The organism is Aliidiomarina iranensis (assembly GCF_003987135.1).
GTDB lineage: Bacteria > Pseudomonadota > Gammaproteobacteria > Enterobacterales > Alteromonadaceae > Aliidiomarina > Aliidiomarina iranensis.
This window is the reverse complement of the sequence record NZ_PIPJ01000002.1, coordinates 204123-226978: the sequence shown is the minus strand read 5'-3', so window position 1 is coordinate 226978 and position 22856 is coordinate 204123. Positions and strand designations below refer to the sequence as shown.

The window sequence follows — 22856 nt, the reverse complement described above, 5'->3', positions numbered from 1 at the left end:
TGTAAACTACAGCGGATAAAAAATAATGAGCACAACTTTAAATCAACCTGTCGATTATAACCTGAAGGTGGTCAAACAGTTTACTGTAATGACTATTATTTGGGGCATCGTAGGTATGTCGCTTGGCGTATTGATAGCAGCCCAGCTAGTATGGCCTGCACTTAACTTCGATATTCCTTATCTAACCTATTCTCGTCTTCGTCCATTGCACACTAATGCGGTGATCTTCGCCTTTGGTACCAGTGCCCTATTTGCTACAGGTTACTACGTGGTACAGAAAACCTGTCAGGTCAGGTTGTTCTCAGACCGCCTTGCAGCCTTCACTTTCTGGGGTTGGCAGGCCGTTATAATTGGTGCGGTTATTACCCTGCCGATGGGTATCACCACAACAAAAGAATACGCCGAACTTGAATGGCCGCTATCTATTTTGATAGCGATTGTTTGGATTGCGTTTATCATTGTTTTCTTTGGTACCCTTGCGATTCGCAGAACCTCACATATTTATGTAGCTAACTGGTTCTATGGCGCGTTCTTGATCGCTGTAGCGATGTTGCACATTGGTAACAATTTAGCGATTCCGGTGTCATTTACTAAATCCTACTCTATATATGCAGGTGCAGTAGATGCGATGATGCAATGGTGGTACGGCCATAACGCGGTAGGTTTTCTGCTCACCGCTGGCTTCTTGGGTATGATGTATTACTTCGTACCTAAACAGGCAGAGCGTCCAGTATACTCCTATCGTTTATCCATAGTGCACTTTTGGGCCCTGATTACAATTTACATCTGGGCTGGCCCTCACCACTTGCACTACACTGCGCTTCCAGATTGGGCACAATCTGTGGGTATGGTGATGTCGGTGATTCTGTTCGTGCCATCTTGGGGTGGTATGATCAACGGTATTATGACCTTATCCGGTGCATGGCATAAACTTCGTACCGACCCAATTTTGCGTTTCTTGATTGTTTCGTTGTCGTTCTACGGCATGTCAACATTCGAAGGCCCAATGATGGCGATCAAATCGGTTAACGCCCTATCCCACTACACAGATTGGACGATTGGTCACGTGCACTCTGGTGCTTTAGGCTGGGTAGCGATGATTTCTATCGGTGCGATTTATCACCTTATCCCTGTACTTTTCGAGCGTGATCGGATGTACAGCGTTAAACTGATCAACACCCACTTCTGGTTACACACCATTGGGGTAGTGCTGTATATCGTAGCGATGTGGATTTCGGGTGTAACTCAAGGCTTAATGTGGCGTGCAGTTAACTCTGATGGCACCTTAACTTACAGTTTCGTTGAAAGCTTGGAAGCATCTTATCCGTTCTACTTTGTACGTTTTGTCGGTGGTTTGTTTGTGGTAGCCGGTATGTTGATCATGGGATACAACGTGTGGAAAACCATACGTACTAATAAACTTCGTAGTGGCGAGCCGTTGGCTGCTGCTGAACCGGCGTAAAGGGGGCTAAATCATGAGCAAGAATAAACATGAGAAAGTTGAAAAACACGTCGGTTGGCTCGCAGTTCTAGCGATTGTTGCCATCTCGATTGGTGGCTTAGTGGAAATTACGCCACTATTATTCCAAAAACAGGTACAAGAACCCGTTCGCGATCTAAAGCCCTACACAGCCTTGCAGCTCGAGGGCCGTGACATCTACATTCGCGAAGGTTGTGTTGGTTGCCATAGCCAAATGATTCGCCCGTTCCGGGCAGAAACAGAGCGTTATGGCCACTATTCCGTTGCTGGGGAATCGGTATGGGAACACCCATTCTTATGGGGCTCTAAGCGTACCGGCCCAGATTTAGCGCGGGTTGGGGAGCGTTACAGTGATGAGTGGCATTATGTGCATTTAATGAATCCTCGCGCTGTAGTGCCAGAATCAAATATGCCGGGCTATCCGTGGTTGGCAGAAAACACCCTAGATGGAAAACTCACCGCACGTAAAATGCGCGCTTTCCAAACCTTAGGTGTGCCATACACCGATGAAGATATCGAAGGCGCACAAGCAGAAGTTCAAGGTAAAACAGAGATGGAAGCACTAATTGCCTATCTGCAATCCTTGGGCACGGCACTGAGGTAGTTATGGGTGCAGGATTTCAAGCGTTTCATACAGCATTGGTGTTCCTTGTAATCATAGCTGTGATTGTTTGGGCATTTTGGCCAAAGAATAAAGAAAAATTTGATCGCCGGGCGGAATCTATTTTTGAAGAAGATAAAGATTTAGCCAAGCGCAAGAAACAGGAGTCAAACAAAGATGAGTAGCTTCTGGAGTTGGTGGATTATTGTTCTCACCCTAGGCACTTTAGTAGGCATCGCCATTTTACTCAAATGGAACATGAATAACTTCACGGATGTAGAAGAAGGCGAAAGTATGGGCCATGAGTTCGATGGCATCATCGAACTTAACAACCCTCTTCCCACCTGGTGGACGGTGTTATTTTGGTTGTGCCTAGCATGGGGTTTACTGTACCTGATCTTGTACCCTGGTTTAGGTAACTTTAAAGGCCTGTTAGGTTGGCAAAGTTCAAATCAGCACGTGCTTTCTCTTGAGGAATCACAACAAGCCGTAATTGATGCTCGTGAAGCAGGATTGAACATCGAATATGACCGAGAATTAGCCCGAGCCGATGCGGTGTATGGTCCAATCTTCCAGCAATATGCATCAATGGATATTGAGGCTATCGCTGAAGATCGTGGTGCATTGCGAATTGGCCAACGTTTGTTTTTGCAAAATTGCGCTCAATGCCATGGCTCGGACGCCCGCGGATCGCTGGGTTTCCCTAACCTAACAGACGGTATCTTTAGTTGGGGTGGAAGTGCTGAAAACATCTACACCACGCTGATGGAAGGCCGCAAAGCGCAAATGCCAGCTTTTCTGGACCAGCTGGGTGAGCAAGGCATTACTGAGGTTGCATCATACGTACTTAGCTTAAGTGGGCGTAGTGTTGATCGTGATTTGGCACGAGCCGGAGAGCAACGTTTCGCGGTTTGTGCTGCGTGCCATGGTCAAGATGGTAAAGGCAATATCGCCTTGGGTTCACCGGATTTAACGAACAATGTTTGGTTATATGGCGGTTCCCAACGTGCGGTTGAAGAAACGCTTCGCTATGGCCGCAACGGTGTTATGCCCCGCTGGGATGAAATTCTCGGAGAAGATAAAGTAAAAATTCTCTCTGGGTATGTTCTAAGCCTCTCGGCAGAAGAGTAACGGCAATCACATTATAGGCAAGGAAGCCCCGTTACACGGGGCTTTTTGTTAATTGGAGCAAAAGAATGCAGTTGAAAAATGGTCAAACCGTACCTTGGTATAAAGTTAGTTGGGTTTGGTACATTATTTTCATGAAGTGTGCGGTGATCACCGCATGCATCGTCACGGTAGTTCTGATTGTGAAAAATCCCATTTCGATGGTAAGTGATGATTACTACACCGAGGGGCGAACCATTAACTTGGAGTTAAATCGTGTAGCCGAGGCTGAGGCTCGAAATCTCTCGTTTTACCTTGATATTGAAGGTACTAACTTAACTTTGAGTTTTCGCTCTGGTGAACCCGATGATCAAAGTTCACTATTAGTTAGTTTCTATCATCCTACTACACATGATTATGATTTTAGCTTACGCATGCCACGTTCAGGAGATGATAATTACCGTCAGCAATTACCTCGGGAAATAAGCGGTAATTGGCGTGTGGATATCGAGCCGTTTGATCGCGCTTGGCGAGTTAGCCAGAATATTCGCTTACCTGCTGCGCAAACAATTACTCTGATTCCTGAAAACTACGGTATTTAGAGGTAAAGCGGGTGAGCCAAGTAGATGTGAGTATGAGCAAACCAGAGGCAACACTGGCAAATGAAAAAGAAGCTTGCTTTCATTGCCAGCAGCCAGTTCCAGCAGGTTTCTCTTTGCATGTAGAAGTGCTCGGCCACGCTCGCCCCATGTGCTGTTATGGCTGCCATTCAGTAGCCACTACCATTGTTGAGCAAGGGCTCACCCATTTTTACAAGTATCGCGAAACAAAGCCTGGCGAACTCCCGCTTATTCCCGAAGAGTTGGCCAATCTAGAAGATGATCTTGTACGCTATGATGACCCGGATATTCAACGTGAATTCGTAGCCGCAAACGCGAATATACAAACGGCAACATTGGCGATTGAAGGTATGACATGTGCCGCTTGTGCCTGGCTAATTGAACGCCAGTTACACCATCTTAATGGTGTAAAAAAAGTGGTGGTAAACGCCTCTACTGAGCGAGTGCAAGTGAGTTGGGATGCCGAAAGTACGCGGTTAAGCCAAGTACTGAGGGCTATCCATCAAGTAGGGTATAAAGCACTTCCCTTTCAGCAAGCTGATTTGGAGGCTTCGTACGATAGGAAACGGAGAGGTTACATTCGCCGTTTAGGGGTTGCAGGAATAGCTTCCATGCAAACCATGATGGTGGCCTTTGGCCTCTATTTCGATGATATCGATGACACAACTCGGTTGTACTTTTGGTGGGTTTCGTTGTTATTTACGGCGCCAGTAATTGTTTACAGTTGCCAACCTTTTTTTGCAAATGCTATTCGTGCATTAAAAGCCCGCACTTTAAATATGGATGTTCCCGTAGCGTTAGCTATGGTTATCGCTTTCATTGCCAGTTTTTACGCCACCGTAACCGATACCGGTGATGTCTATTATGAATGTGTCACCATGTTTGCTTTTTTCCTGTTGGCGGGCCGATTTTTAGAAATGCAGGCGCGCCACAAAGCCGTGGCTAATGCGGCTAACCTGATGAAATTGATTCCAGCTATTGCCGAGCGGCAAACAACAGATGGTTGGGAGCAAGTAATGGTGAAGTACTTAGAAACTGGCGATGTGATTCGGGTTCGCCCCGGCGACACAATTCCTGTTGATGGTGAATTGCTCGACGCTAATGCTTGGTGTGATGAAGCGCTACTTACAGGCGAAAGCCGGCCCGTTGCCAAATCACAGTTCGAAACCTTGTATGCGGGCAGTATCAACCAAGATCATCCTATCACGCTGCGAATTGTGGCAACACGGCAGGATACCCTACTTGCTGGTATCATTGCTTTGCAAGATAGTGCGTTAGAAGCAAAACCAAAATTTGTGCGTTTTGCTGATGTCGTAAGCCGCTACTTTGTTGCGGCTACTTTGATCATTTCTACTCTCACACTCGTGAGTTGGTATTTCATAGATCCGAGTAAAGCCTTTTGGGTTACGCTCGCTGTACTCGTGGCAACTTGCCCCTGCGCACTATCACTGGCGGCGCCTACAGCTATGAGTGGTGCCATCAGCCGCTTAAATCGAGCGGGTATTTTAATGAAACAATCCGCGTTGCTCGAGAGCTTACCGAAAATTAAAACCTTGTGCGTAGATAAAACTGGCACGCTCACTAAAGGTAAGTTCAGCATTATAAGAAGCCAGTATAATAGTGATCATGAAGAGCTACTCCTGATGAAAATTGCAGCTGGCCTTGAGAGTTATTCAGAACATCCGCTTGCACGGCCGTTTCAGCGCTTGGCTAAGGCTGCTGATGTCACGAATGCACGCAATATTCCCGGCTCAGGTATTAGCGGTGTTGTAGATGGCACTGAGTATCGCATTGGAAGTTTAAGCTTTATAAAACAGTGGCATCCTGAGTTTAAAAACGCACTGGCGCCGGCTAATGTATTTTTAGCCAGTAAAGATAAAATTCTTGCTGAGTGGCAAGTTGATGATGAGATACGTGATGATGCTGAAGAAACCATTGCTTGGTATAAGAGCCGAGGGGTTGAGGTTATCATGCTCACTGGCGATTCGAATTTAAGAGCGCACACGCTTGCACAGCAGCTAGGTATCACCGATATTCGTGCGCAATTAAAACCCGAAGATAAACTCAAGGCAGTTCGTAAATTACAGGAAATTAGCCCAGTTCTTATGGTTGGTGATGGCCTAAACGATGGCCCTGTGTTAGCGGCAGCGAATGGCTCGGTAACTTTTTCGAGCGGCTCTGATTTGGCCAAATCGAGCAGTGATGTTGTTATCCTTACAGGTAAGCTAGCCGGCCTACGCAGGCTCTACGAAACATCACTCCTAACGCGCAATGTTATTCGGCAAAACTTCACATGGGCAATTGGGTATAACTTGGTTATTCTGCCCTTGGCGGTAACTGGCCAGGTAGGCCCACTTTGGGCAATGCTTGGCATGTCGATGAGCTCACTGATCGTGATGACAAACTCCCTGCGCTTAATGCGCAATGCTCGTTAGTAAGGAGTTCGAATGGAAATTTTACACCTCATGGTTCCTATCGCTATTATTCTAGTGATTATCGCCATTGTTTTATTTTTTTGGGCCGTTCGCAGTGGTCAATTCGATGATCTCGAACGCCAAGGTTATAACATCTTGTTAGATGAAGATGATGAAAAGCCTAAACAGAATAAGCCTAAAACCACGGGTGCTAATAGCAAAAAAGGTAAAAGCGAAGCCGATGAACATTGATGTGGTAGCAGCGCTTGTTATGGGGTTAGCCGGAAGTGGCCATTGCTTGGCGATGTGCGGTGGGCTCGCTGCTGCCATGGGATATCAGCGCTCGCCAATGCGTTTGTTCTGGTACAATCTCGGCAGAATAATAAGTTATGCCATTGCCGGTTTTATTGTTGCTGCCGCTTTCTTCTCAATCAGCAAAGTACATGCCAACGGCTTGGTGTATTTACGGATCTTAGCGGGCATTATGATGGTACTGCTCGGCCTCTATCTATTTCGTTGGAACCGCGCGTTACTTTGGCTGGAAAAAGCGGGCTCTTATCTTTGGCGCTATATTCAACCTCTCACACAAAAGTTACCAGCCCAGAAAACCTCAGGTTATGTGTTTCTAGCGGGTATGTTGTGGGGCTGGCTGCCCTGTGGTTTAGTATATAGCGCACTAACTTGGGCAGCACTCTCCGGTGATCCCTTCAGTGGTGCAGGCTTCATGTTATTATTTGGTTTAGGCACCTTCCCTGCTATGTTCCTAACTGGTGTGTTTAGCCAGAAACTCGCAACAGTATTACAATCATCAAGCTTCCGATGGATTGCGGGTTTACTCTTAATCGGGTACGGTATAGCTACGTTATTTATTGCTGCGAAACAGCTTTAACCGTTGCAAAACTAGGAATCCGCCCCCCATGGAGCAAAGCTTAAATAAGCATATTAATTGTCAAAACTGCAGTATTAGCCAGTTATGTTTACCTTTCACGCTCGATGAAAGCTCGTTAACCGAGCTTGATGCCATGATCGAGCGTAAGCGCCCTTATCAACGTGGCGAAACACTATTTCGCGCTGGCCAGCCGTTACAATCATTGTTCGCGGTGCGTTCCGGCAGCATCAAGGCGTACACCATTGATAATAATGGTGATATGCAAATAACCGCCTTTCATTTACCTGGCGATTTGGTTGGTTTTGAAGCGATTAGTAGTGGCATCCATCATGCCTATGCAGAAGCGATGGAAACATCGATGGTGTGTGAGATTCCATTTGCCCACTTAGAAACACTAAGCGGAGAAATTCCTGCCTTGCGCCGGCAAATCATGCGGTTAATGAGCGATGAAATCACCACAGATAAACGCATGTTAACGCTCCTCAATACCCGCACCGCAGAGCAACGGTTGGCCACGTTCTTGATTGATTTATCAACCCGTTTCCGAACTCGCGGTTTGTCAGCAAAAGAATTTCGCTTAACCATGACACGAGCCGAAATTGGTAATTACCTTGGATTAACAGTGGAAACCGTGAGCCGCTTGCTTGGGAAATTTCAAAAATCCGGTTTCATTGCAGTGGATGGCCGATTAATTACCTTACTAGAGCAAACTCATTTGTGTGACGTAGCCTTGATTACGGCAGAAACAGATGTGTAAAAGCTGAATCAGAAAAACTGATTCAGCAAACTTGAATGATAAACCGATGCAAATAGCCACTCATGGGCTACACTGAATTTAGGCTATATATTAAAGCACAGAAATGGAGAAGGCCTATGTTTAAGCACTTACTCGTTGTCTTAGACCCAGAGCTAACAGAACAAAAAGCACTTGCGCGAGCTTTGCATTTAGCAAGGTTGCAACCCGCCCGCCTTACCTTGTTTTTATCTATCTATGATTTTGCCTATGAAATGACAACCATGCTCTCAGGAGAAGAACGGGAGCAAATGCGGCAAAGTTTGATTGAAGATCGGAAGGCATGGGTAGCGGAATTACTGCATGGTTATGATGTTGAAAAGCATAGCATTGATATCTGTGTTCAATGGCATCATCGCCCTTTCGAAGCCATCATTCGTAAAGCCATAGAGATTGATTGTGATTTAATTGTTAAAGGTACCCATAAACACGATACCTTGCACAGCGTCATTTTTACGCCAACAGATTGGCACTTGCTGCGTAAAGCACCAAGCCCAGTGTTATTAGTTAAAGATCATGAGTGGCCACAACACGGCTCAGTGCTTGCTGCCGTTAACGCAGGGAGCGATAGCGAAGTACACCAACAATTAAATGAAAAGATCACTAAAGCAGCCGGATTTATTAGCATAAAACTCAACTCACATTTACATTTAGTAAACTGTTACCCCGGTGCGCCTGCCGCTATAGCCGTTGAAATACCTGAGTTTGACGTGCATCAGTACCAAGCCAGTGTGCGTGAGCATCATGAAGAAGCCCTTTCTGAAATAGCACGCAAGGTTGAGGTGGATTTCACCGGCTTGCACCTTTGTGAAGGCTTACCTGACAACGAAATTCCAAAGGTTGCGCATGAACTTGATGCCGCTTTAGTGGTATTAGGCACCATTGGCAGAACAGGCATAACAGCTGCTCTTTTGGGTAACACAGCAGAACATGTTATCGAACAACTTGATTGCGATTTGTTAGCAATAAAGCCTGAGGGGTTTCAATCACCTTTAGCTAAAGATTAAATCAATACTGTTTGTTGCCAACAGTGCGTAACGTTATACTAGCCGCCGAAAAAATCCGAGCGGCTTTTTTAATGAGTTTTCCACCTTACTTGTTGCGCCATGCTTTAAAGAAGCGGCTACAAGAAAGGACATATTTTTTATTCCTGAACCGTTTTATTAGGTTGTAGCCATGAACCCTAAGACCACAGATACGCAAAACGAAAATCTACATGCCGATGCTCAAGCGGCTGCAAAAAAGAAAAAATACAGCTTCAATAAGCTCGAAAAGCGTATCCGCAGAGCAGCAGGACAAGCCATAGATGATTTTGGCATGATAACCGATGGCGATCGAATTATGGTTTGTTTATCTGGGGGGAAAGATAGCTATACACTGCTATCAACCCTGCAATACCTACAAAAAGTAGCGCCAATTCATTTTGAGCTGATCGCGGTAAATTTAGATCAAAAGCAACCGGGCTTCCCTGAGCACGTATTGCCAAACTATTTAGCTACTCAGGATGTTGAATTTAAAATAATTGAAGAAGACACCTACTCTATTGTTAAGGATAAGGTGCCAGAAGGGAAAACTACCTGCGCCCTCTGCTCCCGATTGCGGCGTGGTATTTTATACAAAACAGCCAAAGCTCTCGGAGCGACCAAGATAGCCCTCGGCCATCATCGCGATGATATCTTAGAAACACTGATGCTAAACATGTTTTACGGTGGCGCACTTAAATCGATGCCGCCGAAGCTTGTTAGTGACAACGGTGAGCATGTTGTTATTCGGCCACTAGCTTACGCCCGAGAAAAAGATATCGCCAAATATGCGGAAGCTAAGCAATATCCGATTATTCCCTGTAATCTCTGCGGTTCGCAAGAAAATTTACAACGAAAAGTGATCAAGGATTTACTGAAAACATGGGATAGGCAATATCCTGGGCGCATTGAGAGCATGTTCAAGGCGATTACCAATGTAGTGCCAAGCCACTTAGCCGATACGCGCTTGTTTGCCTTTCGCGAACTGGTTGCTAACGGCATTGCTGATGTGAACGGTGATACAGCTTTTGATCAACCGAAAGTGGGTGATGCGAGTGAGTTTCTTGAAGAAGATGAGCAGCCGCAATCGGCTGCTCAGCAAGTGCATGTTATTAATCTCTAAACATTAACCCTTAAACTTAACGTTCAGTAATGCTCGCAGTTTGCGTGCCGTTGTCCGCATCTGTTTGTTCGCCTTCTCTTATCTGCTCACGAACTTCGCGGATTATCGGCATGTTAAAGCGAATCATTTGATTAAGTTCAATGATGTAATCCTCCCCACGCTCAGAATACGCCATTAATCCGTAGGTGAGCGGTTGTGCCATTACCGGTTGCTCAGTTTGGCGCAATTCAGCCCGTATCTGCCGAAGCTCTTGGTAGGCATCATGGGTATTCAAATTACGAATGTAACTACGCACTGATTCGGTAACGCTGTTGAACTCACGAACTTCATGTATTTGGCCCTCGCCTCGGCCTGAAGGCACTAAGCCACAGCCTTTTGTCCAGCACCACTGGCCGAAGAAATTGCGAGCATCCATTGCGAAGCGTGATGTACCCCAACCCGATTCATTCGCAGCCTGAATCAACACCAAGGTATCAGGAATAATATCAACTCGGCGAATTAATGTTGCAAACACATCTTCCTGGGATTCGGCATCAACACGGTAAAACTCCGCTAAACTTTGCAGCCATTGCTGCTCCTGTGTTTCAAGAACACCGCTCTGTCCATATTTAGCATGTAATTGCAATAGCTGCTCACGCTGCCGCAAGATGTGCTCATTTTGCTCGTCAACGGCCGGTAACAAATAGCTGAAGAATTCCGCTTTACGAGTTGGAATATCAGCTATGGCAGAGAAATCTGGCACGTTGTGATTACGCCGTGGTTTTGGCAGAACTACCACGGGAAAACCTGACTCCGTTGTTATTTTACGTTCGGCTCCGCCTGTTGCACTATCATCCAAACCACCACGAAAGGATAGAATGAGCACAATAATCGCTAATATCGCGATTGCGGAACTGAATATGTATCTCTTTCGTATCTGCATATTTCACCAATTAACGTTGGATGATTTTGCTTATCCTAAAAAATTCCCTAACGGAATCGTAACCTGAAGCCACTAGGATTAATCATTATTTTAGTAAGAAAACACAAAAAGCGCTATGAGCGCTTTTTATGTTTAACTAGAACGAAATACAAACGGCTCGCTTAAGCCTTAAAGCTATCGCTTTCACTATCACTATTTTTTTGTGAAGTTGCATCGGCCTCGTTATTGCTTCCATCTTCATTAAGCTCGTGCCGTTCTGTGGAGCTCTGTTCGCTCTCATCAGCAAAACTGTCGTCGCTGTTTGCAACATAGGATTGCGATTTGTTGTCAGCACTTACGCTGGTAACAGCGAAAAGATCACGATAATAAATGGCGATCGCATGGAAATAAGTTGGAATAACCCACGCAAACACCAGATAAATTGCAGCAACGCCCGCTAAAACAGCGAATATCATCGCAATGCTATTGAGTTGGGCGAAAACACCAAGAATAATAACCGGCACCGCAATCAGCATCGTTACAATGAAGATCACCAAATTCAAAACTAAAAAGCCTAAAAATCGTTTAATTACCACGTTAAACGACAACAGTACCGAATTCAGCGGGGTTGCTTGGCCAGATGCGGTGATTATAATGGCAAGTGCAAAGGTAATCTGAAAAAAGAAAGCCCAAAGATAAGTTGCCGCGTTTTCGATGCCGAGCATAGCTGGCCCTTGGCCAATCACTGTAGTGATCAATGCCACAGCCATTATCGGCCAAGGCTTACTGAGAAACGCAAAAGCTTCATTAACGTTTGCTTTTCCACCTAAAACATTACGTAGAGCCATCAAATAAATGCCAGCCATTAAAGGTGCAAAGATAATAATTTGTACCGCATAACTAATTAAGATTGCGCTTCGGCTCTCTTCTTCAATACCCATTGCATTCGCCAGCGCCATCACTAGCAGCATAGCGGCAAACAAAATAAAGCCAGACCAAACGATGCCGCCAGCTATCGCCGTGCGTTTTTGCTTAGTTGTTTCATATGCTTCTTGTAGCACCTTATTCACATCAATCTTTTGTTTTGATTGAAGTGCTTTTTCAGTGCTACCGGTAAACTCATTGTTGTGTTCCATGCGCTGGATCGTCCTATAATAACTTATTAGAATTTTACGTATTATCCTATTTCCCATTGAAAAAGCTAGCAAATATCTACAACATCCTCTTAGCGAGGAGCATCTGTAGTATTCATGAGAGGCGGTATGAATAAACCGATAAAAGCAAACAAAGGCACCCAACAACGATACAAGGGCCAATCTAAGCGAGTAAAGCCCGCGCAGCCAACATTAATTGCTTTTAATAAGCCCATGAATGTTCTATGCCAGTTTACTGGAGAACAGAGCGATACCACCCTAGCAGAATTTATCGATGTCCCCAACGTTTATGCCGCTGGCCGGTTAGACAAAGATAGCGAAGGGCTGCTTTTACTCACTGATGATGGCCAATTACAAGCTCGTATTTCATCACCCAAGTTTAAGCTCGCTAAAACATATTATGTGCTGGTTGAAGGTGAGCCTTCCGATGAATCCATGGCAAGGTTGCGTTCGGGTGTTGAATTAAAAGATGGCAAAACATTACCCGCCGAAGCCACCGTGGTGCCCGAACCGGAATGGTTATGGCAAAGAGAGCCGCCCGTGCGTGTGCGGAAAACAATTAAAGATACCTGGTTAAAATTAACTATTCGTGAGGGTAAAAATCGCCAAGTTCGGCGAATGACAGCGCATGTTGGCCACCCTACATTACGCTTGATACGTTACCGAATCGGTGATTATTGTTTAACTGGGATAAACCCAGGAGAGTACCGCAGAGTTCCGGTTTAACTGGCTAAATTCAAGGAAAAACGGTAGAATCACGCGCCATGAATGATTCCCAGTTTAAGCAAAAGCCAAAGAATTAAGGACATCGCAACAATCCATGAATGCACCCATATCGAACGCTAAGCATAACCCAGTAGATGCACCGGTTAGCAGCCGTGTCTGTGGCCAGTTTACCGCCAGTGAAAAACAGGAAAATAGCAAGCATCGAGTGATTGTTGGAATGTCTGGGGGCGTTGATTCTTCAGTGTCAGCCTATCTTTTACAACAACAAGGCTATCAAGTTGAAGGCTTGTTTATGAAGAATTGGGAAGAAGATGATACCGATGAATATTGCTCTGCGGCCACCGATCTTGCCGATGCCGAACAAGTTTGTGCAACCCTTGGTATTGAATTGCACACGGTAAACTTTGCGGCGGAGTATTGGGATAACGTATTTGAGCATTTTTTGGTTGAGTACCGCGCTGGCCGCACGCCTAACCCCGATATCATGTGCAACAAAGAAATTAAGTTTAAAGCCTTCCTTGAGTTTGCTGCAGAAGCACTTGGTGCCGATTACATTGCAACTGGCCATTATTGCCGGCGCCGTTTTGATGGCACCAAGTGGCAATTGATTCGCGGTTTAGATGACAACAAAGATCAAAGTTATTTTTTGTATACACTTAGCCATGAGCATATTGCCCAAACTCTGTTTCCGGTGGGCGATATTGAGAAGCCCGATGTTCGTAAAATTGCTGAAGAACAAGGCTTAGTAACTGCTGGTAAAAAAGATTCAACCGGTATTTGTTTTATCGGCGAACGCAAGTTCAAAGATTTCTTACAACAATACCTCCCTGCTCAACCCGGCCCGATTCAAAGCGTTGATGGTAGCGAATTAGGTGAGCATGAGGGTTTGATGTATCACACCATTGGCCAGCGTAAGGGCTTACATATTGGCGGCTTGGCAAATGCAGGTGATGAGCCTTGGTATGTAGTGGATAAAGATGTTGCGAATAACACACTCATCGTAGCCCAAGGTAAAAACCATCCGCGCATGTATTCGAAAGGTTTAGTGGCTGGGCAATTACATTGGTTAAACCGCGAGAGCGTGCAAGCGCCCTTCTCTTGTGTAGTTAAAACTCGCTATCGCCAAGAGGATATTCCGTGCACGGTTAGGCCGCTATTCGAAACCTCAGAAACCGGTTCCCAAGTGAGCAAGAATGATCAGGTTGAAGTTATTTTTAACGAAGATGTGGCTGCGGTAACACCTGGGCAATCTGCGGTGTTTTATCAGGGCGATATCTGCCTTGGCGGCGGCATTATTGAAAAACGCATTACGGACTTTGAGGTTGCCTTGTGAGTAACGTGGTTGCACTGCGCAGTGAATTAAACGAATGGCATGAGCGTATGCTGGCATTTGGCGGCCTGTGCCTTGCTGCTGTTTGTGCGCAGCAATTAGCCCGCCGGGGTGAAATTATCCCGAATGACCATACCGATGTACTCATTAAAAGCCTTTTAAACCTGGATCCGAGCAGCACCTTGGATGTTTACGGGGATCTGGAAAGCTTAAAACCAGCATTACGCCTATTGCTCGGGCAACTCAACGGAAAAGGTGCGAAAGATGTTGAGCAAACGCGCTATGTAGTGGGCATGTTAACCCTTGAACGGAAATTAAATGCGAACGCTAAAGCGCTGGAAAAACTCGGCAATAATCTAAAACAGATTAAACGTCAGCGTGAAGATTTTGATTTTGAAAATAACCTCATAATAGAGAATCTTGGCAAGCTCTACATGGACGTTATAAGCCCGCTTGGGCCACGAATTCAAATTAGCGGGAAGCCTGAATTTTTAAAGCAACCAAAAGTGCAATATCAAATTCGCACCATGCTTTTAGCCGGTATTCGCAGCGCGGTTTTATGGCGCCAACTTGGTGGGAAACGCCGCCACATTATCTTTTCTCGCGGCAAGTTAGTGCGAGCCATAGAAGATCTATTGCGTATGCCGGCCTAAGCCTATTACCTATTTGTAAGTTGGTAGCGCCCTACCAGCAAAGCTTAACCAGAACCTAAATCAACCAACCGAACTTGGAGCAACCGCATGACCCTCTCACTCTCTGCCCTCACCGCTATTAGCCCAGTTGATGGGCGCTACGGTAGTAAAACAGCTGATTTACGTGCTTTCGTTAGTGAGTTCGGTTTAATTCATCAGCGCGTACGTGTTGAGGTGCGATGGTTACAAAAACTTGCGAGCATTGATGCTATTTCTGAAGTGCCTGCATTATCAGCCCAAGCAAACGCCCAACTGGACGCTATCGTTGATGAGTTTTCAGAAGCGGATGCTCAACGGGTTAAAGATATTGAAAAAACAACAAATCATGATGTAAAGGCAGTTGAGTATTTTTTAAAAGAAAAAGTAGCTGGTAATTCTGAGCTACTCGCCGTTACCGAATTTATTCATTTTGCGTGCACTTCAGAAGACATTAACAACCTTAGCCATGCGCTAATGCTAACGGCAGCTAATAAAGAAGTGGTATGGCCGCTATTGCAATCACTGTTACAAGCATTATCCGCGCATGCGGCTGATTATAAAGCCATACCCATGATGGCGCGTACGCACGGGCAACCTGCAACACCAACAACTATGGGAAAAGAGTTTGCCAATGTAGCTATGCGTTTAGATCGGCAAATGACGGCGTTAAAGCAGGTACAGTTTCTTGGCAAAATGAATGGTGCTGTGGGCAATTACAATGCTCACCTTGCGGCTTATCCTGATGTGAATTGGCACAAAGTTGCTGATGAATTTGTAACGTCACTCGGCCTCACGTTGAACCCCTATACCACACAAATCGAACCCCATGATTATATTGCCGAATGGTTTGATGCGTTGTGCCGGGTAAATACTATTCTCATCGATTTCGATCGTGATCTGTGGGGCTATATCGCCCTCAACCACTTCAAACAAAAAACCATCGCTGGTGAGGTTGGCTCCTCCACCATGCCACACAAAGTAAATCCAATTGATTTTGAGAATTCAGAAGGCAATTTAGGCATCGCTAATGCAATTCTTGGCCACTTAGCGGCAAAACTGCCGGTATCGCGCTGGCAACGTGATTTAACAGATTCTACTGTGTTACGGAATCTTGGAGTGGGTTTAGGCTACGCGGTAATTGCTTATCAAGCTACATTAAAAGGCATTTCTAAACTCGAAGTTAATGAGGAAAACCTGCGCCACGAGCTGAATCAGAATTGGGAGCTACTTGCGGAACCTGTGCAAACAGTGATGCGCCGCTATGGCATTGAAAAGCCATATGAAAAACTAAAAGAATTAACTCGCGGCAAACGTGTAACACAGCAAGATTTAGCCAACTTCATTGCTAACCTTGAATTGCCAGAATCGGTAAAAGCAGAATTAACAACGCTCACGCCGGCAACTTATATTGGCCGTGCGGAAACCTTTGTGGATGAGCTCCCAAACCAGTTAAAAAACTTAGTATAAGGCACTACAAGTTATGAGCCAGAACCTGTTTCAAGATAGCCCTGGTGATTATGTTCTGAATCACTATGCCTTTGATCCGGTGGCGTTTCTGCGTGATTTTTGGCAGAAAAGGCCTGTGGTTATTCGCCAGGCTTTTATCGATTTTCAAGACCCGATAAGTGCTGATGAACTCGCTGGCTTATCTATGGAAGCAGGTGTCGATTCAAGAGTAGTGAGCCGTTTTGCGGGAAATTGGGATGTTGAACATGGGCCAATTGCTGATTTTTCTAAATTGGGAGAGGAAAACTGGAGTTTACTAGTTCAAGCAGTGAATGAGCATTATCCTCCAGCGCAAGAATTATTGCGGGCATTTCGCTTCCTCCCCGATTGGCGTATTGATGATTTAATGGTGAGCTACTCCACTCCCGGCGGCGGTGTTGGGCCTCACTTAGATCAATACGATGTGTTTATCATTCAAGGTACCGGTTCGCGCCGCTGGCAAGTGGGCGAACCCGGCGAGCATGTAACCCATTGTCCGCATCCGGACCTCAAGCAAGTAGCGGAGTTCTCTTCTATTATTGATGAGGTGCTTGCGCCAGGCGATATGCTATACATACCCGCAGGCTTCCCCCATGCTGGTGATACAACACATGAAGCGTTAAATTACTCAGTGGGTTTTCGGGCACCAAGCCAGGCAGAATTGATCTCAGCGCTTGCGGATTACGCCCTTGAACATGATGAGCTCCAACATCGTTTTCAGGATCGCATAGATCTATTATTAAATGCTTCGAAAACTGAACTTGCAGACCATGAACCTTGGCATTTACCACCAGAAATTGTTGCAGAATGCCGAAATCTTATGCTTGCAGCACTAAATAATGAACAACTCTTGCACAAAGTGTGTGCTGAATTGTTCTCAAAAAATCCCCGCCCACCCTTACCTGAGTGGCCAGCACAGCCGTATACCGCTAGCGGAGTACTATACGCATGCCAGCGCTTCGAGATTCTGGTGAAGGCCGTTGGCGTGCGCATGATTACAACAACCATAGATGAGCAGCTCTTTGCGGTTGTGCAAGGTCATTGGTATCCACTTGATAGCGATGCGGAAGCATTGTTCGGTATTCTTTGCGACATGACGGATTTTGCCGAAACACCGGAAATCATTGATTATCTTACCTCAGAGAAAGCGCGAACATTGCTTTGTGGCATGCTGAATGAGGGGCTATTTATCTTAACGAATGATGATGAGAGTGAAAACTAGATTTCTCAATTCGTTTTGAGAATACAATGAAAAGCCCACTTCAGTGAAGTGGGCTTTTCATTTCAGTGCGCTACTAACAGAGCTAGCCTTACAGAGCACGCTTTAAAGAGCGTTCGGGGGCTTAAAACACTCCCCTAACACCAATAATTATGGCACTTTGAGAACTGCCCTGCGCACTCAGGTGTTATTGATTTTCCCAGAACTTGTCCTGCAGCACTAGCTGATAGCATGCTTCAGCGTGACCAATTAACAGCTCGGCAAATTGCTTTTCGGTAGGATCCGGATTTTCACTCGTTAAAATTTTATCTGCTCGTAATTGCCAGCTCAAACAGAAGTGCTTTAATGCATCGCGCGCATTACCAGCAACCGATGCATTAACGTGATCGGTTGGGCAAACCCCACTAATCGCCCAAACTTTATCGGTTGAGCCCCGCAATGAAAACTTCCAAAGCGCAATATGTGGGATAAGGTAGCGGCTCTCTTTCACCAGTACTTGGTCGGTTAAAATTCCCTTCTCTGCCAGATAACCGTTTGCTTTCTGGAAGTGTTCTCTCACCCATGCAGCTTGCTCTGGGTTACTTTCTTGTTGTTTTTCACTCATGGTTATCTCACTAAGTATTCATGAATCGATAATAAATTTGGCAATGCTTGGCTTAATCAAAAAATTAAGTTCGAACTAAGTTAATTGAGAACTAGTTTATGCAAAACCACTTCTGTTAAGAACTACGTCAACTGTGAGCGGCCAAAAATAGGCGCTAATTTTATTCGCCAAACCCGGTGTCATATTAACAGGCTCAAGGAGAACTGAAAAGCGCTACAAGCCCCTACTGGACCAACCACGAACAACTTATGTACGAGCGTTTGCGGGGTGTAAAGACAAGTTGATAGATACCGCATTTATTAGGTGGCTTTTTCATTTTCACTCACTAGCAACAGTTTACGTAAAGTGGTAGTTTACGCAGCAAATTTGTGTGCATGACAACTAGCTAAAAGACATTTAGCTAAAAGACAATTGATAAGACAACAACAATGAGGTTAGCGGAAATGGCGCTATTCGAACACGTGGAATACGATGGTCACGAACAAGTTGTGTTCTGCCATGATAAAGTTACTGGCTTGAAAGCAATTATTGCTGTGCATGATACCACTATGGGGCCAGCTCTCGGCGGCACGCGTATGTGGAATTATGCCAACTCCGAAGAGGCCTTAACCGATGTTCTCCGGTTATCACGCGGAATGACCTACAAAAGTGCGCTCGCAGGTTTGCCTTTAGGTGGCGGGAAAGCCGTTATCATCGGTGATGCGAAGAAAGATAAAAGCGAAGCTTTTTTCAAAGCCTACGGACGTTTCATAAACTCATTAGGCGGCAAATACATTACTGCTGAAGATGTAAACATACGCACCGCTGATATTGATATTGTGAGTACTGAAACTGCTTTTGTGGCGGGCACAGCGAGCAAGGCCGGCGATCCCTCCCCGCACACAGCGGAAGGTACCTATTTGGGCTTAAAAGCCGCTGCAAAGCATGCCTTTGGTAACGAGAGCTTGCAAGGCGTGCGTATTGCTGTGCAAGGTTTAGGTGCTGTGGGTTACGATTTTGCCGAATATTGTGCGAAAGAAGGCGCTAAACTGATTGTGGCTGATGTTAACGAAGAAGCAGTTGCTAAAGCAGTAGCTGAACTTGGTGCTGAAGCGGTTAGCGTTGATGATATCTACAGCGTGGAATGCGATGTTTACGCACCTTGTGCGTTGGGTGCAACGATTAACAACAACACCTTGAAAGTAATGAAAGCCAAGGTAATTGCGGGCAGTGCGAACAACCAGCTCGCCACCCCCGCACATGATAAAATCGTGAAGGAAATGGGTATTCTTTATGCTCCTGATTACGTTATCAACGCCGGCGGTGTTATTCATGTGTGTTCAGAGGCTGCGAATTTCTCACTTGAAGATACCGGCAAGCGTGTAAAAGCTATTTACGGTACGCTTGATAAAATTTTTACTCGTGCAAAAAATGAAGATCGCCCTACGGGTGAAATTGCTGATGAAATGGCTCGAGAAATTCTAGCTAAGAAGCTAGCAGAAAAAATGGCTTAAACACATTTTTAGAGCTGAGTAAAAAAGTAAGAAAGGCGCTGAAAGCGCCTTTTTTACTTTTTGTTCTAACTACTAGTGCTAATCTTGAGTAGCAAGCAAAGTAACAAGCTGTTGAATGGGGTGTTTCGGTTTTGTGCTTGTGTAACGTTCACTTTGGCACCGGCACGAAAAGCCCGTAGCCATTATCTGCGTATTTTGCTGCGCTGGGCCCTTGTTAGACTCCGCTTCGCTCTTGTTGCGCTGCGCTGGGCTGCCCAAGCCTGAAGAAAAAAATTGCTGCCAACTTAAATCGAAAATTGAACGGCTTAAACTTTGGTTCTCTCGCTCATGGCCAAAAGTGCCGGCCATACCACAGCACCCCACTGCGGGTATCTCTACGGGCGCACCTGCAGCCGCAAAAATTTCACGCCACGCTTTTCCTGTATTCGGCAACGCAGTTTGCTCAGTACAATGAGGCAGAATTTTAAAACCTTCATCCGTTGCCACGCTTGAATCAGTATCTTTTACCAGTGTAGCTAACTCTGCAATATTTTGCAGTATCCACTCGTGGGCTAGAAGTACTGAGAACTCCTCACTTTTCGGAATTCCCTCCTGCCGATACTCATCACGAAAACAAAGCACCGTAGCAGCATCTAAGCCTACCAGAGGAACTTTAAACTCATCCTGCAGAGCCGCTAAACGTTCTGATGTTCTTGTTGCTAGCTGCCGGAAGTTCCCTAGGAACCCTTTTACATGGGCCGCTTTAGCGTTTCCCATGTAAGGCAAAAGAACCGGCTCCTTCCCGAGTATTCGAGCTAACCGCATAAAATCATGCACAACCGCAGCGTCGAATACACTAGTAAAGGCATCTTGTACTACAAAAACATAATCATTTGGATCAAAGGCAAGTGATTTTGCTTTTTCTCTAACTTCATCTAAACCCAAGAATTTATCTTTGGTAAGGCGGGAATTCAGGTTTGGCACCGAAAACTTCGGGGTATCAATATAACCAATCCAATGTTTCTGCACCGCTTTGCTCAGGGGGTTATGCGCAAGTAAATTAGCAAACCGCGGAAAACGAGCTAGTTTTGGCAGATTAAGCTCACTATGCAACACCAAATAATCTTTTATTGGCCTTTGATAACTCTGATGATAATGGGCATAAAAAATAGCGCGTTGCCGCGGAATATCTACCTTCACTGGGCATTGGCTCGAGCAAGCCTTACACGCCAAACAGGTATCTAAAGCCGTTTTAACTTCCGTATTAAAATCATCTTCACCCGGCGCTTTCGTAAGCCGAGCATTGGCACTTAAGGTTTTATCTGCAAGCTCTTTTGTATCTGTTGCATAACCGGCATTGGCTAAGCGGCGCAACCACTCGCGTAAGAGCGTGGCCCGCCCTTTTGGCGAGTAACGGCGATCACCAGTAGCACGGTATGATGGGCACATCGGGCTGCTCGCAGCAAAATTAAAACACAAGCCATTGCCATTACAATCCATAACGCCTTGAAATTGCTCTTGGCTTGCAACCGGAATTTGCCGATCGAACCAGCCACGCTTGCGGGCATCTACCGATACAAGGGAATCGTTACTAGCGAACGGCGTGCATATTTTGCCCGGATTCAAACGGTTTTGTGGATCGAATGCCGCCTTTATTTTTCGCAACTCAGTAAATAAATTGTCACCGAAAAACTCGGGGCCATACTCGGAGCGATACCCCTTTCCATGTTCGCCCCACATTAAGCCGCCATAACGCGCGGTTAAACGCATTACGGCATCGCTTATGGTACGAACCATTTCAGCGCTTGCCGGTTCTTGCATATCAAGAGCTGGGCGCACGTGCAACACGCCCGCATCGACATGGCCAAACATGCCATATTTTAAATCATGGGCATCAAGTAAGGCGCGAAATTCCATAATATATTCCGCAAGGCGCTCAGGTGGAACAGCAGTATCTTCTACAAAAGCCATCGGCTTCGCCTTGCCCTTGGTAGCACCCAGTAGCCCAACGGCCTTTTTTCGCATCGCATAGATCTTTTCGATGCTGCTTTGCTCTCGGCAAATTTGATACCCGATCACACCAGTAGTATGCGGATCTAAACCAGACAATTGATTGCATAATGCTTTTAATTTCTGGCCGATTTCGGCTTGATCTACGCCGGTAAATTCCAGAATGTTGATACCACCCATTTTATAGGGCGGCACATCGGTAAGAAGATCTTTAACCTGATGCCAAACAATATCATTACGGGCTAAATCTAAAACGGTACTATCCACTGTTTCTACCGATGTCGCCCGCGCTTTCACTAATTCCGGAGCGTGGCGCAGTGCATCCTGAAAATCTTGGTATTTAACATTCACCAAAACTTTAAAATTCGGGCTCGGTGTGATTTTTAGTTTCGCTTCGGTAACCACACTCAAGGTACCTTCAGCGCCGGCTATAAGGCGGCTTAAATCGATCGTTTCATCTTCTGGGCGATAAGCGTGAGCCAAATCGTAACCCGTTAAGAAGCGATTTAATGGCGGGAATTTTTCTTCAATGGCGCTACGCATGCCTTTGCAACTGGCCAGCACCTGGTGATAGATTCTGCCAACCACATCATCATTTTTCGCTAGCTCTTCTGCCTCAGCTACCGGCAATGGTTCTGTGCGAAGATCATCACCGCTTACCAGTAAGCTGCGCAAACCAAGGATATGATCACTAGTTTTTCCGTAAATCAACGAGCCTTGCCCAGATGCGTCGGTGGCGATCATGCCGCCGATGGTACAGCGATTACTCGTTGAGGTATCGGGCGCAAAGAAATACCCATGCGGAGCGAGCGCCGCATTTAATTGGTCTTTTACAATACCGGCCTCAACCCGAACCCAACCCTCTTCTAAGTTCAGCTCTAACACCTGAGTAAGATGGCGGCTGAGATCGATAACTACACCAGGGGTAAGCGCTTGTCCGTTGGTGCCAGTGCCACCGCCACGAGGCGAAAAACGTATACCTTGGAATTGATTGCGCGCTGCAGTTCGAAAAATACAACGCACATCATTTTGGCTGCGCGGATAAAGAACCGCCTGCGGAAGTTGCTGATAGATGCTGTTATCAGTTGCAGCCACCATTCTGCCTGCATAGCTATAATCAACATCACCGATATAACCGGCTTGTTCTAACGCACTAATAAAGGCCTGCGTTTCTGCAGGCACCTGCTCGTAATCATTTAAAACCGGTAATCGGCTGGTCACTACTAAAGACCTCC

At 45.7% G+C, this 22856-nt stretch carries 21 protein-coding genes; 17 read left to right on the top strand and 4 right to left on the bottom strand.

Annotated features, from left to right (window positions below):
- Positions 1 to 25: 25 nt before the first annotated feature.
- The 11 genes from ccoN to ttcA all read left to right on the top strand — a co-directional run bounded on the left by ccoN (position 26) and on the right by ttcA (position 10049).
- Positions 26 to 1462: a cytochrome-c oxidase, cbb3-type subunit I gene (gene ccoN / locus CWE08_RS04145; RefSeq protein WP_126765893.1), complete on the top strand. Its 1437-nt coding sequence runs from the start codon at positions 26 to 28 to the stop codon at positions 1460 to 1462.
- Between the two features lie 13 nt (positions 1463 to 1475).
- Entirely contained in the window at positions 1476 to 2084 is a 609-nt protein-coding gene (ccoO, locus tag CWE08_RS04140; protein WP_126765891.1) for a cytochrome-c oxidase, cbb3-type subunit II, read from the top strand.
- 2 nt (positions 2085 to 2086) lie between these two features.
- Entirely contained in the window at positions 2087 to 2266 is a 180-nt protein-coding gene (locus CWE08_RS04135; protein WP_126765889.1) for a cbb3-type cytochrome oxidase subunit 3, read from the top strand.
- Positions 2259 to 3212, top strand: coding sequence for a cytochrome-c oxidase, cbb3-type subunit III (gene ccoP, locus CWE08_RS04130; RefSeq protein WP_126765887.1), 954 nt, complete (start codon positions 2259 to 2261; stop codon positions 3210 to 3212). Before CWE08_RS04135 ends, ccoP begins: the two co-directional genes overlap by 8 nt.
- A gap of 65 nt (positions 3213 to 3277) precedes the next feature.
- Positions 3278 to 3790 (top strand): FixH family protein, encoded by a 513-nt coding sequence (locus CWE08_RS04125; protein ID WP_126765885.1) that lies wholly within the window; start codon positions 3278 to 3280, stop codon positions 3788 to 3790.
- Positions 3791 to 3801: 11 nt separating this feature from the next.
- A complete protein-coding gene (locus CWE08_RS04120; RefSeq protein ID WP_241973829.1) occupies positions 3802 to 6243 on the top strand; it encodes a heavy metal translocating P-type ATPase in 2442 nt (813 codons plus the stop codon).
- 12 nt (positions 6244 to 6255) lie between these two features.
- Positions 6256 to 6474 (top strand): cbb3-type cytochrome oxidase assembly protein CcoS, encoded by a 219-nt coding sequence (ccoS, locus tag CWE08_RS04115; protein WP_126765883.1) that lies wholly within the window; start codon positions 6256 to 6258, stop codon positions 6472 to 6474.
- Positions 6464 to 7111, top strand: a complete 648-nt coding sequence (locus CWE08_RS04110; protein ID WP_126765881.1) for a sulfite exporter TauE/SafE family protein — start codon at positions 6464 to 6466, stop codon at positions 7109 to 7111. The genes ccoS and CWE08_RS04110 overlap by 11 nt, the downstream gene beginning before the upstream one ends.
- Positions 7112 to 7139: 28 nt before the next feature.
- Positions 7140 to 7868 (top strand): fumarate/nitrate reduction transcriptional regulator Fnr, encoded by a 729-nt coding sequence (gene fnr / locus CWE08_RS04105; protein WP_126765879.1) that lies wholly within the window; start codon positions 7140 to 7142, stop codon positions 7866 to 7868.
- Between the two features lie 116 nt (positions 7869 to 7984).
- Positions 7985 to 8911, top strand: coding sequence for a universal stress protein UspE (gene uspE, locus CWE08_RS04100; RefSeq protein ID WP_126765877.1), 927 nt, complete (start codon positions 7985 to 7987; stop codon positions 8909 to 8911).
- A gap of 169 nt (positions 8912 to 9080) precedes the next feature.
- Positions 9081 to 10049, top strand: coding sequence for a tRNA 2-thiocytidine(32) synthetase TtcA (gene ttcA, locus CWE08_RS04095; RefSeq protein ID WP_126765875.1), 969 nt, complete (start codon positions 9081 to 9083; stop codon positions 10047 to 10049).
- 16 nt (positions 10050 to 10065) lie between these two features.
- On the opposite strand, the gene CWE08_RS04090 is transcribed toward ttcA, so the two are convergent.
- Together CWE08_RS04090 and CWE08_RS04085 are read right to left on the bottom strand one after the other, a co-directional pair.
- A complete protein-coding gene (locus CWE08_RS04090; protein WP_126765873.1) occupies positions 10066 to 10971 on the bottom strand; it encodes a glucosaminidase domain-containing protein in 906 nt (301 codons plus the stop codon).
- 161 nt (positions 10972 to 11132) lie between these two features.
- Complete coding sequence (locus tag CWE08_RS04085; RefSeq protein ID WP_126765871.1) at positions 11133 to 12086, bottom strand: hypothetical protein; 954 nt, start codon at positions 12084 to 12086, stop codon at positions 11133 to 11135.
- Between the two features lie 126 nt (positions 12087 to 12212).
- Here CWE08_RS04085 and CWE08_RS04080 point away from each other — a divergent pair, with 126 nt between their 5' ends.
- From CWE08_RS04080 to CWE08_RS04060, 5 genes are all read left to right on the top strand, one after another.
- A complete protein-coding gene (locus CWE08_RS04080; RefSeq protein ID WP_126765869.1) occupies positions 12213 to 12830 on the top strand; it encodes a pseudouridine synthase in 618 nt (205 codons plus the stop codon).
- 217 nt (positions 12831 to 13047) lie between these two features.
- The gene (gene mnmA, locus CWE08_RS04075) at positions 13048 to 14163 is read left to right on the top strand and encodes a tRNA 2-thiouridine(34) synthase MnmA (RefSeq protein ID WP_241973841.1); all 1116 of its coding nucleotides are present in this window, start codon (positions 13048 to 13050) and stop codon (positions 14161 to 14163) included.
- A complete protein-coding gene (hflD, locus tag CWE08_RS04070) occupies positions 14160 to 14813 on the top strand; it encodes a high frequency lysogenization protein HflD (RefSeq protein WP_198677072.1) in 654 nt (217 codons plus the stop codon). Before mnmA ends, hflD begins: the two co-directional genes overlap by 4 nt.
- Positions 14814 to 14900: 87 nt before the next feature.
- Positions 14901 to 16298 carry an adenylosuccinate lyase gene (gene purB, locus CWE08_RS04065; RefSeq protein WP_126765865.1) on the top strand — a complete coding sequence of 466 codons (1398 nt, stop codon included), beginning with the start codon at positions 14901 to 14903 and terminating at the stop codon, positions 16296 to 16298.
- 13 nt (positions 16299 to 16311) lie between these two features.
- Entirely contained in the window at positions 16312 to 17538 is a 1227-nt protein-coding gene (locus CWE08_RS04060) for a cupin domain-containing protein (RefSeq protein WP_126765863.1), read from the top strand.
- Between the two features lie 184 nt (positions 17539 to 17722).
- Here CWE08_RS04060 and CWE08_RS04055 read toward each other — a convergent pair whose 3' ends face one another.
- Entirely contained in the window at positions 17723 to 18139 is a 417-nt protein-coding gene (locus CWE08_RS04055; protein ID WP_126765861.1) for a DUF4826 family protein, read from the bottom strand.
- Between the two features lie 443 nt (positions 18140 to 18582).
- On the opposite strand from CWE08_RS04055, the gene CWE08_RS04050 reads away from it, so the two are divergent.
- Entirely contained in the window at positions 18583 to 19632 is a 1050-nt protein-coding gene (locus tag CWE08_RS04050) for a Glu/Leu/Phe/Val dehydrogenase dimerization domain-containing protein (RefSeq protein ID WP_126765860.1), read from the top strand.
- A 78-nt stretch (positions 19633 to 19710) separates the two neighbouring features.
- On the opposite strand, the gene ydiJ is transcribed toward CWE08_RS04050, so the two are convergent.
- The gene (ydiJ, locus tag CWE08_RS04045; RefSeq protein ID WP_126765858.1) at positions 19711 to 22842 is read right to left on the bottom strand and encodes a D-2-hydroxyglutarate dehydrogenase YdiJ; all 3132 of its coding nucleotides are present in this window, start codon (positions 22840 to 22842) and stop codon (positions 19711 to 19713) included.
- Positions 22843 to 22856: the final 14 nt, after the last annotated feature.